This is a genomic window from Alkalihalophilus sp. As8PL (assembly GCF_040939795.1).
Classification (GTDB): domain Bacteria; phylum Bacillota; class Bacilli; order Bacillales; family Bacillaceae_D; genus Alkalihalophilus; species Alkalihalophilus lindianensis.
Genome location: NZ_CP162551.1, coordinates 81,263 through 99,156 on the forward strand (window position 1 = coordinate 81,263; position 17,894 = coordinate 99,156).

15 protein-coding genes and 1 riboswitch are annotated in these 17,894 nt (G+C 39.0%); of the genes, 3 read left to right on the forward strand and 12 right to left on the reverse strand.

What is annotated here, in order from left to right:
- The first annotated feature begins 19 nt into the window (after window positions 1–19).
- Window positions 20–187, forward strand: coding sequence for an aspartyl-phosphate phosphatase Spo0E family protein (locus tag AB3N04_RS01665; protein WP_368504422.1), 168 nt, complete (start codon window positions 20–22; stop codon window positions 185–187).
- Between the two features lie 86 nt (window positions 188–273).
- Window positions 274–456, forward strand: a riboswitch (Lysine riboswitch).
- A 129-nt stretch (window positions 457–585) separates the two neighbouring features.
- Entirely contained in the window at window positions 586–1,473 is an 888-nt protein-coding gene (gene dapA, locus AB3N04_RS01670) for a 4-hydroxy-tetrahydrodipicolinate synthase (protein WP_368504423.1), read from the forward strand.
- Window positions 1,474–1,503: 30 nt separating this feature from the next.
- On the opposite strand, the gene AB3N04_RS01675 is transcribed toward dapA, so the two are convergent.
- The 5 genes from AB3N04_RS01675 to AB3N04_RS01695 all read right to left on the reverse strand — a co-directional run bounded on the left by AB3N04_RS01675 (window position 1,504) and on the right by AB3N04_RS01695 (window position 7,500).
- The gene (locus tag AB3N04_RS01675; RefSeq protein ID WP_368504425.1) at window positions 1,504–2,427 is read right to left on the reverse strand and encodes a DMT family transporter; all 924 of its coding nucleotides are present in this window, start codon (window positions 2,425–2,427) and stop codon (window positions 1,504–1,506) included.
- A gap of 117 nt (window positions 2,428–2,544) precedes the next feature.
- Complete coding sequence (locus AB3N04_RS01680; RefSeq protein ID WP_368504427.1) at window positions 2,545–3,729, reverse strand: M24 family metallopeptidase; 1,185 nt, start codon at window positions 3,727–3,729, stop codon at window positions 2,545–2,547.
- A gap of 48 nt (window positions 3,730–3,777) precedes the next feature.
- On the reverse strand, window positions 3,778–5,217 hold the full coding sequence (locus AB3N04_RS01685; protein WP_368504428.1) for an aldehyde dehydrogenase family protein: 1,440 nt from the start codon (window positions 5,215–5,217) through the stop codon (window positions 3,778–3,780).
- Between the two features lie 22 nt (window positions 5,218–5,239).
- Complete coding sequence (locus tag AB3N04_RS01690) at window positions 5,240–6,280, reverse strand: homoserine dehydrogenase (protein WP_368504429.1); 1,041 nt, start codon at window positions 6,278–6,280, stop codon at window positions 5,240–5,242.
- Window positions 6,281–6,315: 35 nt separating this feature from the next.
- A complete protein-coding gene (locus AB3N04_RS01695; protein WP_368504430.1) occupies window positions 6,316–7,500 on the reverse strand; it encodes a cystathionine gamma-synthase family protein in 1,185 nt (394 codons plus the stop codon).
- Between the two features lie 177 nt (window positions 7,501–7,677).
- Here AB3N04_RS01695 and AB3N04_RS01700 point away from each other — a divergent pair, with 177 nt between their 5' ends.
- Entirely contained in the window at window positions 7,678–9,348 is a 1,671-nt protein-coding gene (locus AB3N04_RS01700) for a PucR family transcriptional regulator (protein WP_368504431.1), read from the forward strand.
- A 16-nt stretch (window positions 9,349–9,364) separates the two neighbouring features.
- On the opposite strand, the gene kapB is transcribed toward AB3N04_RS01700, so the two are convergent.
- The 7 genes from kapB to gltB form a co-directional block, all read right to left on the reverse strand.
- Window positions 9,365–9,739 carry a sporulation phosphorelay system protein KapB gene (gene kapB / locus AB3N04_RS01705; RefSeq protein ID WP_368504432.1) on the reverse strand — a complete coding sequence of 125 codons (375 nt, stop codon included), beginning with the start codon at window positions 9,737–9,739 and terminating at the stop codon, window positions 9,365–9,367.
- A gap of 14 nt (window positions 9,740–9,753) precedes the next feature.
- Window positions 9,754–9,939 carry a hypothetical protein gene (locus AB3N04_RS01710; protein ID WP_317120848.1) on the reverse strand — a complete coding sequence of 62 codons (186 nt, stop codon included), beginning with the start codon at window positions 9,937–9,939 and terminating at the stop codon, window positions 9,754–9,756.
- 10 nt (window positions 9,940–9,949) lie between these two features.
- Window positions 9,950–10,207 carry a hypothetical protein gene (locus AB3N04_RS01715; RefSeq protein WP_368504433.1) on the reverse strand — a complete coding sequence of 86 codons (258 nt, stop codon included), beginning with the start codon at window positions 10,205–10,207 and terminating at the stop codon, window positions 9,950–9,952.
- A 97-nt stretch (window positions 10,208–10,304) separates the two neighbouring features.
- Window positions 10,305–10,697: a hypothetical protein gene (locus tag AB3N04_RS01720; protein ID WP_368504434.1), complete on the reverse strand. Its 393-nt coding sequence runs from the start codon at window positions 10,695–10,697 to the stop codon at window positions 10,305–10,307.
- A gap of 148 nt (window positions 10,698–10,845) precedes the next feature.
- Window positions 10,846–11,496, reverse strand: a complete 651-nt coding sequence (locus AB3N04_RS01725) for a YpjP family protein (RefSeq protein ID WP_317120845.1) — start codon at window positions 11,494–11,496, stop codon at window positions 10,846–10,848.
- 99 nt (window positions 11,497–11,595) lie between these two features.
- Window positions 11,596–13,083 (reverse strand): glutamate synthase subunit beta, encoded by a 1,488-nt coding sequence (locus AB3N04_RS01730; RefSeq protein WP_368504435.1) that lies wholly within the window; start codon window positions 13,081–13,083, stop codon window positions 11,596–11,598.
- A gap of 98 nt (window positions 13,084–13,181) precedes the next feature.
- The gene (gene gltB, locus AB3N04_RS01735) at window positions 13,182–17,774 is read right to left on the reverse strand and encodes a glutamate synthase large subunit (RefSeq protein WP_368504436.1); all 4,593 of its coding nucleotides are present in this window, start codon (window positions 17,772–17,774) and stop codon (window positions 13,182–13,184) included.
- Window positions 17,775–17,894: the final 120 nt, after the last annotated feature.

A 17,894-nucleotide genomic window follows, 5' to 3' on the forward strand; every position in this document is an offset into this window, starting at 1 on the left:
ATGAAGGGAGTTGAAAAGTATGTTACGTCTAAAAATTGAATTAAAACGTAGACAAATGTTAATCCTTGCAAAAAAACATGGTTTTACTCATAAAGAAACAGTAAAATGTAGTCAAGAACTTGATCAACTTCTTAATAAATTACAAGTAAAGCAGACGACTTTTAACCATGAAAGATATGTAAATTGAGGAATTTTGGACAAAGTGATTGCATTCATTTAAAAGTTTTGATAAGGTTAACTCACAAAATCAATAATCTTTACTTCACATACTGAAGTGAGGGTAGAGGCGCAGTTATCATTAGTAAAAGTGTAGAGGAGAATGAGCTCCTTTGAAACACGTTGAAAGGGATAGTTGCCGAAGCGTAGGAATACTCATTTCTTTTTACGCTGGGACTGTATTTAATAAATGCAGGACTGTCATGTAACAATTTTGTTACGTGGAGGGCTATCTCACGCATTGGAATGATTGTGCAGCCACAACATGTCCATGCAACAATGAGACTGCCTCATTGTTGTTTTTTTGTGCTTTAGGCACATAGCCCACTCAGAAATGAAAGACATTAATACGAATTGAGGGTGAATAGGATGAATTTTGGACGAATACTTACTGCGATGGTAACTCCATTTAACCAACAAGGCGAGCTCTGTGTTGAATCAACCAAAAAACTGGTACAACACCTTATGGAAAATGGTTCCGATGCATTAGTCGTTGGTGGAACGACTGGTGAATCTCCAACATTAACGACAGAAGAAAAATTACAATTATTTAAAACCGTAGTTGAAGAAGTGAATGGAAAAATTCCTGTTATCGCTGGAACTGGCTCAAACAATACCGCTGCTTCAATGGAACTTACCAAAAAGGCACAAGCACTTGGTGTAAATGGCATCATGCTAGTCGCACCATACTATAACAAGCCTTCTCAAGAAGGGCTGTATCAACATTTTAAAACAATTGCTGAAGCGACTACACTTCCCGTTATGCTCTATAACATCCCAGGACGTAGTGCAGTCACTTTAAGTGTAGAAACAACATTACGCTTAGCACAAATTACAAACATTGTTTCCACGAAAGAAGCAAGTGGTGATTTAGATGCGATTGCCACGATTATTGAGCACGCTCCTGAAGGCTTTTCTCTTTATAGCGGTGATGATAGCTTGACTCTACCTATACTAGCCATTGGCGGTACTGGTGTAATCTCAGTTGCATCTCATATTGTGGGAAATCAAATGCAACAAATGGTTCGTCACTATCTAGCTGGACAAGTCCAAGCTGCTGCTATGCAACACCGTCAGTTGGTTCCTGTTATGAACACATTATTCATGGCTCCAAACCCTACTGCAGTGAAAGCGGCACTTGAATTGAATGGTGTTCAAGTAGGACCTGTAAGATTACCACTTGTCCCTTTAACTGCAGAGCAACAACAAGAGCTTCACCGAGTCATGAAGCCATCAATGAGCTTTTTCGTTAGTTAATAACATAAATAAAAAAAGCATGTAGCCTCGCTACATGCTTTTTTCTTGTAGTGGGACTTTCCTTACCCAATGTTTTTCTGCATATCCAGTACCAAATAAAACTCCTGCAACTATAAATAAGAAGCCTACTAGCTGGTATAAATAAATGGTTTCTTTTAAAAAGATAGCAGAAAACACTAAACCGAAAAAAGGAACAAAGTTATTAAAGATTGCTGTCTGACCTGCTCCGATTTTTTGAATGGCTGCATTAAAAACAAAATGACCAACTGCTGTTGCTACTATAGCTGAAAAGAAAAAGACAATATAAATAAAAGGTGGTGCTCCCATCATACTCCCTACACCCGTAGGCTCTACTACTAAACTAACCAATAACAACCCAATTGAACCAAATAGAAGCATCATCGCTGTTACTTGTTTAGAATCCAGTGTTGCCGTCGTCTTTTTAATAAAAATAAAACTTATGGCTTGCACAATCATCGCTATAAATAAGTACACTTCGCCTTTCTCCATCTGGAAAGACCCAATGCCTCCTTGGATAAAAAATACCCCAATTAAAGCAAAACAAATACCTAATAAACGCCATTTCGTTAGTGCTTCTCCTAAAAAAAAGACCGCAAATAACGCCGTTGTTAATGGAAGGAGTGCTAATATAAGCACAGCATTTGATGCATCAATCATTGTTAGACCTTGTGCTAAGAATGTGTGGTGAAGCACGACACCAAACACCATTCCTAATAAAGTATAGCGCCACTCTCTTTTTGATAACGATTTAAATGAGGATCCAAATAATACGATGAGAATGGTCACGATACCAGCAGTTAAAATTCTAAAAGCGGTCATTGTTTGAGGAGGAAATGCTTCTACTAATAGTTTCAGCATTACTACATTTAACCCCCAAGAAATCATTACGAAAAAAATTAAACCATATGTAAGCAATAAGGCTCGCTTCTCCACTTCCTACTCCTACCCTTCAATCATCTTTTCTTGTATCTTAACACCCGTAGACACAATCGTCATTGCTTTTTTTCGTAAAGCGAAAGAAAGCACTAATTGAAATTAGTGCTTTCTTCACTATAGAGCTGATTCAATAATCGGTTTCTCATATAAGTCTCGAGAAAAATTAGTGAGCGTTTCAACCCCTTTTTTCGTAATGACAATCGATTCGGTTATTTCAACGCCGTAAGATTCATACCAAATTCCTGGCATGAGATGGAAGGTCATATTAGGCTTTAAGATAGATTTGTCACCTGTTCGAAAGCTAATTGTATGCTCTCCCCAATCCGGTGGAAAACTTGCGCCTATTGAATAACCTAGTCGAGAACTTTTTTGATAACCGTATTTTGCAATCGCATCACTCCATGTTCGCTCCACTTCTTCTGCTGTGATACCAGGAGCAATAATGTCGAGGGTTTTCTCAATTCCTTCTTGGACCACTTTAGACAATTCCTTTACGTGTGATGGCGCGTTTCCTATAGCAATTGTTCTAGCAAGAGGTGCATGATAACGTTTATAAACCCCTGCTATTTCTACTGTTAAAAAATCGCCCTTTTTGTAACGTCTCTCACTAAACGTTAGATGCGGACACGATGTATTTTCATTTGTTGGCAGCATGGGAACAATAGAAGGATAATCCCCCCCATGTTCATCTAGCCCTTGAATTTGCGCTTTATAAATGGCAGCTGCAACATCGCATTCTCTCACTCCTACAGCAAGTTGATCATATGCAGCTTGCATCGCTCCTTCCACAATACTCGCAGCCCTTCTCATATAGATTAGCTCTTGGTCGGATTTTATTAATCTGACACGGTTAACAAGAACGGTGGCATCTTTGAATTCAGCCTCTGGAAGACCACTTTGCAGCTTTGTATAGCAAGCAGCCGTAAAGTAATGAGCATCCATTTCCAGGCCGATTCGTCTTTTACTTTGCCCAATTTCTTCAATGATCTTTACTACAAAATCCATTGGATGTCTTTCACTTGATTGAACGTAATAATCTGGATAAGAAATAATATGGTTTTCATCTAGCCATGTTGTTTTCGCAACACTTGTCGCATCCATTTGTCTTCCGATCCAGATTGGCTGCGAATCTTCTAACGTAACAATCATCATTTGGTGAACATAGAAACTCCATGCATTGTAGTTCGTTAGGTAATACATATTAGAGGGGTTGGAGATTAATAAGACATCAATCCCACTCTCAACCATTTTCACTTTCGTTTTCCGTAAACGCTCTTCATATTCCGCTAGAGAAAACATCCTTCCACCCCCACCTAAATAAAAACCATTGCTACTTTTAACTTTTTATTATCTTTTAAGCTTGAAGGAAACAACCTTTTCCTCGGTCATTGCATCAATTGCATATTTTATTCCTTCTCGCCCTAACCCAGAGCGCTTCACTCCCCCAAAAGGCATCCCATCAATTCTCACATCACTACTATCGTTTACCATGACACCACCTACTTCTAATTCTTGAATTGCATAAAAGGCTGATTCTAAATTGGAAGTGAAAATACCTGCTTGTAGTCCGTAACAGCTATCATTCGCTAAGCGGGTTGCTTCCATAAGGGATTCAACTGGAGTGATGACAACCACAGGACCAAATATCTCTTCCTTCACTACTTTTTCGTTTTGTCCGACGTTAGTCAGTACCGCTGGAGTTAAATACGCACCCTTTCTCTCCCCTCCACAATGCAAAGTCGCTCCTTTTTTACAAGCTTCTTCAATCCATGATTTAACACGCCTTGCTTCTCGTTCAGAAATCATCGGACCTATATCAGTTGATTCTTCTCGTTTGTCACCTACTTTTAACCGTTTCGTAACTTCAATAAATTTTTCAGTGAAATCGTAGTAGACGGACTGCTCTACGTAAATTCGTTGCACACCTATACAGTTTTGACCAGCTACCCCAAATGCACCAGAAACGGTTGAATGTATGGCTTCATCGAGATCCGCATCGCTTAAAATGATAGTCGGAGCATTCGAGCCAAGTTCCATAGCCATTTTTTTAACCCCTGCTTTTCGGGTAATCGCTTCTCCGGTATCAAACCCTCCCGTAAAGGAAACAAACCGAACATCATCTGATGTAATTAATTCATCCCCAACTTCACGGCCACTACCTGTAATCACTGAGAGAATTCCATCTGGCAAGCCTGCTTCCATAAATGCCTCTGCAAGTCTAATCGCACTTAAGGGTGTCTCACTTGAAGGTTTAACAATCACGGCATTTCCTGAAGCGATGGCTGGACCAACTTTATGTGCGACTAAGTTCAACGGATCATTAAAAGGAGTGATAGCTGCAATGATTCCAATCGGGCAGCGCGAGATATACCCTATTCGTGATTCATGACCTGGCATTTGCGAGAATGGAATGGTCTCCCCTGTTATCCGTCTAGCTTCTTCTGCACTTAAACGAATTGTCTCTATGCATCGTCCTACCTCTCGTCTTGCTTCTGTTATTGTTTTACTGCTCTCTAGCACGATCGTTTCTGCAAAGAGCGTTTTATGCTCTTCTATATAAGATGCAACATCCATTAGAATGGATTGCCTTTTATGAATGGGAAGGTCTTTAGCGACCCTTGCGCCATTTTTTGCTTGGTGAATCGCCTCTCTCATATCCTCTGCACTTGCTTTTGGTACAGTTGCCACACATTGACCATTACCTGGATCAAATACTTCAATCGTTTCCTCACGTCTTTGCCATTTACCACCAAGCAACATGCCCTCTTGCACAATTTGTTTTTTCATACTATCACCCCTCTTCTACAGTTCACCTTAATTTTTTGTTTAGATGAAGTAAATCAATTAATACAGCAAATGCCGTTTCTTTGATGCCAGCACCAGCTCCAACGAGAGTAATTGGACCAGAAACATCGCAATCATACGTAATCGCATTTGTAGCACCACTAATGGAAGATAACGGATCAGAAAGAGGTAATTTGAGAGGTCTTACATATGCATTAACCCCACTTTCCGTTTTCTCAATAGCCCCTATAAGTTTCCAGCGCTTTCCTTCCGCTTTCGCTTGTTTGATATCAGCCTGTGTGATTTCACTTATGCCAACACAAGGAACCTCTTCTTTTTTTAAAGAAACACCAAATAATTCTGATGCTAAAATAAGCACCTTATAAAGAACATCAAATCCACCCACATCACTTGTTGGATCAGCTTCAGCATAGCCTAGCTCTTGAGCTGATGAAAGTGCTTCCTCATAAGCGGATCCATCTTCCATTTGTGTTAAAATGTAATTCGTCGTACCATTTAAAATGCCCTTTACACTTAAAAACTCATTGCCTCTAAGAGTCATTTTCGGCATTCTAATAGCAGGAGTTCCACTCATCACTGCCCCTTCATAAAAAATGTTCACTCCATTTTCTTTTGCTAATGCTTCTAATTCTTGTTTAGCAAGTGCGACTGGACCTTTATTCGTCATGACAACATGTCGTTTATGATTAAATGCTAATTTACAATGGTCAATAGCCGGTTGACCAGTATGAACATTTGTATAAGTCATTTCAACAATGGTATCTGCATTCGTTTTCTTAATCGTATCCTCACTTGAAAGTCCACGCACTAAGCCTTCATGATCAGGATAATAATGAAGAGTTCCATCCTGTTGTATAGAATGTATTACATCATCAATGTTCAAGCCATTTTCGCAATGAAGCGAGCCTTTGTGTAAATCGGAGATAGATACTACTTCAAATTCACTTTGATAGACCTGTTTTAACAGAGATTCTTTTTCTTTAATTAAACGTACGACGCCCTGACCAACATTACCAAATCCAATTAGAGCAATTTTATGTGTCATTTTACTATCACCCCTTATTATACGAGCGTGAACGTCTACTCGATCGCATCTAATGCTTGAGCGAGGTCATTGAGTAAGTCAGTACTATCTTCAATTCCAGCTGAATACCTTACTAATCCTTCAGGTATGCCGAGTGCCGCTCTCTCCTCCGGTGTATTCTCAACATGGCTTGTGGTTCTCGCCGGTCCAACAGTCGTCTCAACAGCTCCTAAGTTAGCAGCTTTATGCGCATATTTTAATTTCGGAAGGAATTGTCTGACTGCGTCAAGTTCTCCCTTTAGTGCAAAACTTAACATCCCGCCAAAACCAGTCATTTGTCGGCTAGCGATATCATGGTGGCGATGATCTTTTAAACCTGGATAATAAACAGCTTCTACTTTTTCATGACCTTGAAGGAATTCAGCTATTATTTGTGCATTTTTCTGTTGTTGGTCAACTCGTAATTTCAATGTTTTCATCCCTCTTAATAATAAATAAGCAGCATTTGGGTCCATTGTTGCACCATTAATTTCTCGATAATGATAAATTTTCTCCACTAAATCTTTTTTACCTACTGCAGCCCCTCCTAGCGCATCTGCATGGCCCCCTAAAAACTTGGTCGCACTATGCAACACTAAATCCGCTCCAAGATGAAGTGGTTGTTGATTGATAGGTGTTGCAAACGTATTATCTACAAATGTCATCGCGCCCACTTCTTTAGCCGCTTTCGCCATACGATCAATATTTGTAATTTTTACAGTTGGGTTCGTCGGGGTTTCTAAATAGACGATCTTACACCCTTTTGCAATTTCTCGCTCCATTTGTTCGTGATCCCCTGTATCTACAAGAGTAACTTCTATTTGAAGTCTCGGAAGAAACTCACTAAAAATTTTATTTGTACCGCCATACGTATCTTTAAGTGAAACAACTCGATCTCCTGGTGTTAAGAAAGTTAAAAGTGAATTCGATATCGCAGCCATCCCTGTTGAAAAACTCGTACAAGCTTCTCCATTCTCTAATATTCTCAATTTTTCTTCAAAAGCTTGAACAGTAGGGTTCGTATTTCGGCCATATATATGCCCCTTTTTCTTTCCTATTGCCACTTCATACCATTCATCAATGTCGTCATACGTATAAGCGACACTATTGACAACCGGTACTTGCGACGCACCGTGAACGAGAGCCTCTTTTTCTCCAGACCATACACTTTTGGTAGCATTATTAATTAGTGAATTTTTCATTAGTCATCCGCTCCTTTCTATCTATACCTCCATCCTACGTTTCATTGAACATAAAAAGCATTCGTCAAACTGTATGAAGTTTCATCCAACCTTTTAGATAAATTATACAAATGTTCAGAAAAATATTGCTGAAGTCATTGGCTATCTTTTACAATAATAAAGAGAGGGGGCAATTACATGAATTTGACGATGGATGAAGTGACATCATTACCTCTACTGAAAAAGGCCATTATTCATACATCAGTTGATCTTTCTGCCCAAAACGTTGAGTGGGTATCGGTAATCGAGGCGCCGGTTGAACAATTTGTACGGCCAGATGAGTTCGTACTTACAACGGGTGTTGGCTTAGGCGATAATGAAGCTCTGTTATCAACTTTTATTCAAGACATTATCAATGCTAAAGCTGCAGGCTTGGCGATTGCAAAAGGGAAATTCATTAAAGAAATTCCAAAAGCAATGATCAAAAAAGCAAAAGCAGAGAATTTTATATTACTTGAGATAGATTGGGATGTACGTTTTTCAGATATCATTCAACAATCCTTAAAGATGCTTGATCAAAAAAAACGAGCTCACTATAACCAGATTGAATCGATGCAACAAACATTACTTGATTTCATCTTAAAGGGAAAAAAGATTCAAGATGTGTGCGACCATGTATCCAATACCATCTCCGCTCCCGTGTTTATCACGGATAATCGAGGAAGTCTGCGTGGGGAATGTGTTCGTGTTACACCTACTATGAAACAATATTTTTCACAAGCCTTACACAACCGTCTTATTGAAACAGGCATTATCTCACAACAACACCCCTCACTAGAATGGTTTCAATATGGGGCAGAACATGCATTTATGCTTGAAATTGAATCGAAAGATCAACTCCAAGGATACTTAGTTGTTGGAGGTTTCGGTCCAAAACCTTTTAGTGAAAAAGAGCACAAAGAATGGATTCGCTTAGTCAAACACGTTACAACAGCAATCGCATTGTTCTTTTTACATGAGCAAGCCATTAAAGAAACCGAATGGTTATTACGTGATGACTTTGTTTGGGAAATAGCTAAGGGCGGAACACATGTGAATGAAACCTTACAATCACGTGCTAAATCACTTGGGTATCGACTGAACCTCCCTTATGTCGCTCTTGTTGCTACACCTGAATATTTAAAGCTTATGTATGATCAAAAAAAAGAAGTAGATATATCATATGACCATTGGCTCCACCAGCAAATTAGACAGATGGAAGAAGAAGCAGAGCAAATTGCCAAAAAACACACTCTTAAAGCTATGATTACTTATCAAAATGAAGAGTTTATTATTTTTTTAGAGGTATTACATGATCAAGCCACAGAAACGGCTTTTAGATATATCCAAGCACTTGATGAAAGACTGATCTTTTTATATCCTTCAATTCGCTTAAGCTGGGGAATTAGTAAGCAGTATGGGTATCACCTTTTTTATGAAAGTTATCATGAAGCTAAAAAAGCATTGGCTATAGGAAAGAAACGTAATGGAAAGGGCAGTAAAAATCTTTTTGCTGATACAAAAATCGACCGTATGATAGAGGCGATGGTTGGTGTAGAAGAGTTGACAGAATTGACTAGACACTTGCTTGACTCGCTGATCCATTATTCCAAAGAACGTCAAATCGATCTGCTCCATACTTTTATGACGTATCACGCTAATAAAGGGAATGTAAGTCAAACAGCAAGAACACTTAATCTTCATCGCCAATCTCTTCTATACCGTTTAAGAAAAATTGAAGCCTTAACTGGTTGTTCTCTTGATAATGCTGATGATTTATTTTTATTAGATCTAAGTACACGTTTATGGACATCTCTTGAGGAAAATTAAAAACCGAGTGCGACATTTATATGCCGTACTCGGTTCTTAATTCTTTTAGATGTTGGATCGACAACTGTGCAAATGGAGTTTGTTTAGTTGATAACTGATCATATTTTTCTTGCCATGCCGTTTTTAAAGAGTCCTTATAAGAAGGCACTTCTCCTTTATATAGCGTAACCGTAGCGAGCGGAACCCAAGTTTTTTCAAATTCAGCAAGGGCTTTCCGTTGATGAAAATAAGCAACATCCGATTGTTTAGGCTGATGAAGATCTCCTTGTGTTGGATGTTTGACAACAGCCAGCACTTTCATCAACCCTTTTTGTTCAGACTCTCTCTTTTCTAATAATTCACCAATATACACACCTGTCTTATATTTAGCCTGAATAAATTCCACGTGCATTCTCCTTTAAACTATTATTGCATCGCTCCTAAGAAACTGAAAATAATAAAAGTAATAATACAGATGAATCCAATTACCAGATTCCAGATTGCACGCTTTTTATTATTATGCAGGGCATAATAGATTCCTATCCCACCAAATACTCCTGTTAACAGGAAAAATACCATTGCAAATATAACTAAAAGTAAACCTTCTTCCACTTGATCACTCCTATAAACCTGGTACTAACCATGTAAAAAGTCTCCACATAGATTCTGATATTGGGACTAAATACTGTTCAGAAAATTGTCCTAAACGACTTGATTCTGTTACCCCATCAATTACAATTAAGGTAAATGTTATTAAAATGACGATGATTGTAATAGCTAGGACTAGAGCTAATAATGCCACGTAACCTAATACGATACGAAGTACCCACTTGACCCATGAAGGGCGCGTTTTCGTTTGCTCATCGGCCTTTACTTCCATAAAAAAACCCCCTTCATCTTCTCACTATTGCTACCTTTCTATCGTAACAAAACTATGTGAAAGATGAGAGAGAATTTCTTAAAAAATAATGAATTCTTTAATTTAAGTTTAATTTTGTCAAAATCCCCTCTATCGGAATTCCAGCAGGTGTAGAAATATCACTAAAATCGTATAAACGTAAATCAGTTAATTCATTTCTTCCCTTATTATTGTTTGTTTCTTCAATTTCTTGTAATTGATTTGTTGAAGAAGGAAGAGGATCTTCTAAATCACCAATTTTACCCTCTTCATTGTTCACATCTTCTTGAACTGAGCCCTGTTCGATCGTATTTGGAAGAGGTATTGCCCGCTCATGTTCGCTCTCTCCTTCAACCAAAGTCACTTCTAAAGATACAACCTCTTGTTTCGTACTAAATTGAACAATCACGATTACCCACACACTAATAAACATAATTATTGAAAGAACAATAATAGCTGTTTGTTTACTCATCAATACCACTCTTTTCTCCCATTAACGAATTAAATGAATTCATCCTTAAGTATGATAAAATACTAATTGTTTATAGGTCTATTTTATCATCTCTTTTGTATATTGTCAGTGGATTGAAACAAAAACTATAAAAAAACCGTATCTAAATTTAGATACGGTTTTCAGACATCCATTGTGGAGGACTATTCTTTCCCCAATAAATGCTTCCAAGATCATGATGTTTTTCAAATTCATCTGCGTAAGTATGATAATGAAAATTAAACATAAATCCTTGTTTAGGTGGTTGATCACGTCTAACATGGAAACGAAGCAGGTCTTCTCCACTCTCTTCATTGTAGATATGAACAATTTTTTCACCTAATCCAGATGCAGGATGTTTCGATAACTTGACTTGTTCCCACTCTTCCTTTGTTAAATCCATTGTTGTCTTTATAACAACATCTTTTAACTTTGGAAGGATCGTCTCTGCAAACGGCTGTTCAATCTTAGCAGCTATCGTAGAGCCGAATTTCATTAAGCTCAAATCATACGTATAATTCATAACAAAATCAGTAAAAATCTCAGCAGAAGACGAATCTCTGTGGATGTAATGATCGGTACTTAATGGTAAGACATCGTGATACAATTCATAACTTGTTTCATTAACTTTGTAAATAAGTGGTTTCTCACTACTATCTCCCAAAGACTTTGAAGGTGCTTGAGCTTGCACATCTTTGACATATTCATTCGGTGGAACAAATAAGCCTAATGTCAGGAGGGCAGATGAGATTACGAGTCCACGTTTCACCCATGGCATCATCGTAAACACGCCCTTTCATAGATTCAATTTTTCACTCTCTCTATTTTCTCATGAAACCTATGAAAACGCTACGACAAACTTACTGAATATTATGTGTCATTAAGGTAAATTTGAACTTCCCATCAAGTAACGATCACATTCCCTTGCCGCTTCTCGACCTTCATGAATCGCCCATACTACTAGACTTTGCCCACGACGGTTATCCCCAGCTGCGAATACTCCAGCTTTATTTGTCGCATATTGACCATATTCAGCTTTAACTGTTTGCCTCTTAGTTGTTTCAAGCTGCATTTGGTCAATTAATTCCTGTTCAGGTCCTGTAAATCCAACTGCTAACAATACTAAATCCGCTTTCCAAACCTTTTCAGACCCTTCAATAGGCGTACGTAATTTGACTCCATCTTCTTGTACCGTCGTTTCAACTGCAATCGTATGGAGTTCCTTTACATGCCCATTCTCATCTCCAACAAACTTCGTCGTCATCAATTGATAAGCACGCGGATCTTCGCCGTATACCGCAAATGCTTCTTTATGGCCATCTTCAATTTGATGAACATAAGGGAATAGTGGCCACGGATTATCAGCCGTGCGATCTTCACCCTTTTGACGGTTTATATCAAATTGAGTAATTGATGCAGCACCATGTCTGACGGATGTCGTAATACAGTCTGCACCTGTATCCCCTCCACCGATCACAATGACATGTTGATCTTCAGCAGAAATATAGTTGGCATCTCTATGTTCTGAGTTTAATAAGCTTTTAGTATTCGCTGTTAAAAAGTCCATCGCAAAATGAATTCCCTTAAGAGAATGGCCCTCTACCTCAACTTCACGTGGCTTTGTCGCACCGGTACAAAGAATGACAGCATCAAACTCCTGTTCTAATTGCTCAGAGGTGATATCTGTGCCAACAGCTGTATTCGGTTTAAAGCTGACGCCTTCTTCTTCAAGGATCTTCACACGACGCTCCACGACCTGGTATGCTAGTTTCACATCAGGTATACCATATGTCAATAACCCACCAATCCGATCTTCTCTTTCAAAAACCGTGACCAAATGACCTGCTTTATTTAACTGTGCCGCTGCAGCAAGACCCGCTGGCCCAGAACCGACAACCGCAACTTTCTTACCAGTTCTTTGTTTTGGAGGTTGTGCTGTAATCCATCCTTCTTGAAATCCTCTTTCCACGATGTGATATTCAATACTTTTTATGGAAACTGGATCATCACTAATAGCTACAGTACAAGAACCTTCGCATGGTGCAGGACAAACTCGTCCTGTAAACTCCGGAAAATTGTTTGTCTTATGAAGTCTTTCAAGAGCCTCACGCCATTTCCCACGATATACAAGATCGTTCCACTCAGGAATTAAGTTATAAACAGGACAACCGATATCTGCAGAGCCAGGTACTGATGTTCCCGCTTGGCAAAATGGTACTCCACAATCCATGCAACGAGCACCTTGCTCTCTTAATTTTGCCTCTGGCATTAACAACTGAAATTCTTGCCAATTTTTCGTTCTTTCAAATGGATCTTTTTTTGCAGGACTCTCTCGTTTATATTCCATAAAACCAGTTGGCTTCCCCATTCTCATCACTCCAAACTACACACATTGTTAGTTTACTCTATCTATAAGATACCTTTTATATAGGTGGAAATAGAGCGTAGAACGCTCTATTTCACTCTTTATTTCCCGCTAACTCTTGATTTGTCACTCTTATTTTCATCAAAGGCAACCATCACTGCATCACGGTCTGACAAGCCCTCTTGCTTCACGCGTTCAATTGCTTCAAGCATCCTCTTATAATCCTTTGGAATAACTTTTACAAATTTAGTTGCATAATGGTCCCAATTGGCAAGAACCTTTTTAGCTTGTTCACTACCAGTATAGGAATGATGTTTTTCTAATAGAGATTTTACTAATACAACATCTTCAACTGTCGTTAACGTTTCAAGATGGACCATTTCAAGATTACAGTTTGTAGGGAACGTTCCTTTTTCATCAAGAACAAAGGCTACCCCACCCGACATACCTGCAGCAAAGTTTTTCCCAACAACTCCAAGGTTGATTACAACTCCACCAGTCATATACTCAAGTCCATGATCGCCTACACCTTCGACAACGACGTTGACTCCAGAGTTACGCACAGCGAAACGCTCACCAGCAATTCCACGAATATAGGCCTCTCCAGATGTTGCTCCGTAAAAAGCTGTATTTCCTACAATAATATTTTCCTCAGCTTTAAAGCTTGCTACTTTTGGAGGTGAGACAATTAATTTACCACCAGATAACCCTTTACCAATATAATCATTGGCGTCTCCTTCAAGCTTCAACGTCATACCTTTAGGAACAAATGCCCCAAAGCTTTGACCAGCTGACCCATTAAATTCAAATTGAATTGTATCTTCAGGAAGTCCTTTGGCACCATAACGTTTACTGATCTCACTACCGACAATTGTCCCAACGACACGATCAACATTTTTAATCGGATAAGACCCGCGAACAGGCTTTCCTTCGTAAAGTGCTGGTTCGCTCGCTTTTAATAATTCTCTGGCATCCAACGAAAGCTCTAATTGATGATCTTGAGCTTTTGTACAATAGTTACGCGAAGCATCCTCTGATCTTTGTTGGAAAAGAAGACCTGTAAGATCGATATGCTTTGCCTTCCAGTTATCTACATCAGAATTCATTTCAAGAAGATCTGTACGACCAATTAAATCATCAATTTTAGTAATTCCAAGTTCAGCCATCAGTTCGCGAATTTCTTCTGCAATAAATTTCATAAAATGAACGACATGATCGGGCTCACCCATGTATTTCTTACGCAGTTCAGGATTTTGAGTAGCAATACCAACTGGGCATGTATCAAGGTGACAAACACGCATCACAATACAACCTAAAACAACTAGTGGTGCTGTTGAGAAGGCGAATTCCTCTGCACCTAAAAGAGCAGCGACTACAACATCTTTTCCAGTCATCAATTTACCATCCGTCTCAAGAGTGACGCGATCACGCAAATTATTTAAGACAAGAGTTTGGTGTGTTTCAGCAAGACCTATTTCCCATGGTAGGCCTGTATGTTTAATACTCGTTCTTGCTGCAGCACCTGTTCCACCATCATATCCGCTAATAACAATCCCATCGGCACGGCCTTTTGCAACGCCGGCAGCTATCGTACCTACGCCTGTTCCAGCAACTAATTTAACACTGATTTTAGCTTGTGGGTTTGCATTTTTTAAATCATGAATTAATTCAGCAAGGTCCTCAATTGAATAAATATCATGATGAGGTGGTGGAGAAATTAAACCTACACCTGGAGTTGAACCACGAACTTCTGCAACCCATGGATAGACTTTGTTTCCAGGAAGTTGACCACCTTCTCCAGGTTTTGCTCCTTGTGCCACTTTAATCTGAATCTCATCAGCATTAACTAGATAATGACTTGTTACCCCGAAGCGTCCTGATGCTACTTGCTTAATCGAACTACGACGCAAGTCGCCGTTTTCATCTTCTGTAAATCTGCGTGGATCTTCTCCACCTTCACCTGTATTACTTTTTGCTCCAATACGGTTCATTGCAATCGCCAGCGTTTCATGTGCCTCTTTTGAAATCGATCCAAAGGACATTGCGCCTGTTCTAAAACGCTTCACAATTGTTTCGACCGACTCTACTTCTTCAATTGGAATAGGAGAAGACGATTTAAACTTCAGCAAACCACGAAGCGTCGTTTGCTCTTTTGTTTGTTCGTTAATAGCTTGTGAGTACTTTTTAAATAAATCATAATTTCCATTTCGACATGCATGTTGAAGCATGTGAATGGTATGTGGATTATATTGATGAGGCTCACCATTACGTCTCCATTGAAGATCATCACCTGGATCAAGTGTACGATCTAGGCCTTCTTGTTCTGAGTACGCTCGGTCATGTCTCATTAAAACTTCTTGAGCTATTACATCTAGTGTGATACCACCAATGCGCGAGGTCGTCCATGTAAAGTAACGATCGATTACACTTGGATCAATCCCTACCGCTTCAAAAATTTGAGCTCCGCGGTAACTTTGGATTGTAGAGATCCCCATTTTCGAAAGAACTTTCATAATTCCTTTTGTCGCAGCTAGAACATAGCGATTGACCGCTTCTACATAAGAGTAGCCCTCGAGTAACCCTTCTTGAATTCGTTCATCAATCGAATCGAACACTAAGTAAGGGTTAATAGCCTCTGCTCCGTATCCAAGTAAGACAGCATGATGATGTACTTCTCTTGGCTCACCTGACTCAAGTAAAATACTAACTTTAGTACGTGTCCCTTGACGAATTAAGTGATGGTGCAAACCTGAAACCGCTAATAAAGCAGGAATGGCAGCTAAATCTTTATTCATGTCACGGTCACTTAAAATAATTAATGTATGCCCGTCTGCAATGGCTTGATCCGCTTTTGCAAATAAATCATCTAGTGCTTGCTCAAGACGATTTTCCTTATGATCAGCACTAAATAAAATCGGCAATGTGATTGCTTTAAATCCTTCAAGTTTGTTATGGCGTAGCTTAGCCAATTCCTCATTGTTTAAAATAGGGTATGGCAAGTGGATATGGCGACTACTTTCAGGCTCTGGATTCAAGAGATTACGCTCTGCTCCAATTGTTGTCCCGTAAGACGTAACGACTTCTTCACGGATGGCATCTATCGCAGGATTAGTTACTTGAGCAAATAACTGCTTGAAGTAGCTATATAAAAGTTGTGAACGCTTTGATAAGACAGCGAGTGGAGAATCATACCCCATCGATCCAACAGGGTCTACGCCTTCTGTAACCATCGGAGCGATCACTTTTGAAAGTTCTTCATATGTGTAGCCAAAAGCTAATTGGCGTTCTAATAAATTCGAAAATTGTGAACCTTGCACGTGTGAAGTTTCAAGTACATCTTCTAGTTGAATATAATTTCCTTCCAACCATTCACTGTATGGATACTCCGTAGCAATTTCTTGCTTGATTTCTATATCAGGAATTATACGACCCTCTTTTGTATCTACTAACAGCATTTGTCCTGGATGTAAACGCTCTTTGTATAGGACATTTTCTGGATCAATATCCAATACACCTACTTCTGATGACATTAAAATATAATCATCTTTTGTTACGTAATAGCGAGCTGGTCTAAGTCCATTACGATCAAGACAGGCCCCAATTTGTGTACCATCTGTAAATGAAATTGCCGTAGGCCCATCCCATGGTTCCATCAATGTACTATGAAATTGATAAAATGCCTTTTTCTCTGGACTCATATGTGGATCATTCTGCCAAGGCTCAGGAATCATCATCATTGCAGCATGAGACATTTTCCTACCAGCAAGTGATAAAAATTCTAATGTATTATCAAACATTGAAGAATCACTGCCGCTTTGGTCCACAATCGGATGAATCTTATTGATGTTCTCACCAAATGCATTTGACTCAAACATTGCTTCACGAGCGTGCATCCAATTCACATTTCCTTTTAACGTGTTAATTTCACCGTTATGAATCATGTAACGATTTGGATGAGCTCTTTCCCAGCTAGGAAATGTGTTTGTTGAAAAGCGAGAGTGAACGAGTGCAATCGCTGTCTCAAAATCTTGATCACAAAGATCTAAATAAAATTGATTGACTTGCTCTGTTGTTAGCATGCCTTTATAGACAATCGTGCGACTTGATAGACTAGCAAAATAAAAGGACTGATCAATAGGTATCTGCTTGGCAAGCTCCTGTTCTGCGCACTTTCTAACAACGTATAATGTACGTTCAAAATCTAAGGTATCCGCGCAATTATTATCTCTTTTTATAAATAACTGGCGAATATATGGCATGGCTGTTTTTGCCGCATTGCCAAGCATTGTGTCATCAACTGGAACGGTACGCCAACCTAGAAACGTTAATCCCTCTTTTTCTATCTTTTCTTCAACGTTTCTTTCACACAGCTCACGTAATTGTTCATCTTGTGGCAAAAACAGCATCCCAACTCCGTAGTTCCCTTCTTCAGGAAGAGTCATACCTTCTGCTAAACAAACTTTTTGAAAGAAGCGATGCGGGATTTGAAGCAAGATTCCAGCTCCGTCACCTGTATTCACTTCGTCTCCTTGTCCTCCGCGATGCTCTAAATTCCGAAGAATATGAAGGGCATCTTGAACAACTTCATGTGATTTCTGACCTTTCATATGTGCTAAAAAGCCAATACCACAATTATCATGTTCAAATTGAGGATCATATAAGCCTTGTTTTTTAGGATATCTAGCGTTCTGCATTAGCACCCAACCTTTCTCCAAAAAGTAAAATCAATCAACTCTCCCCAAATCCGATTCGAGCTAATATACAGGATCATATCATTTTTCTGACATTTCGGCAAATTATAAATAAGTAAATTA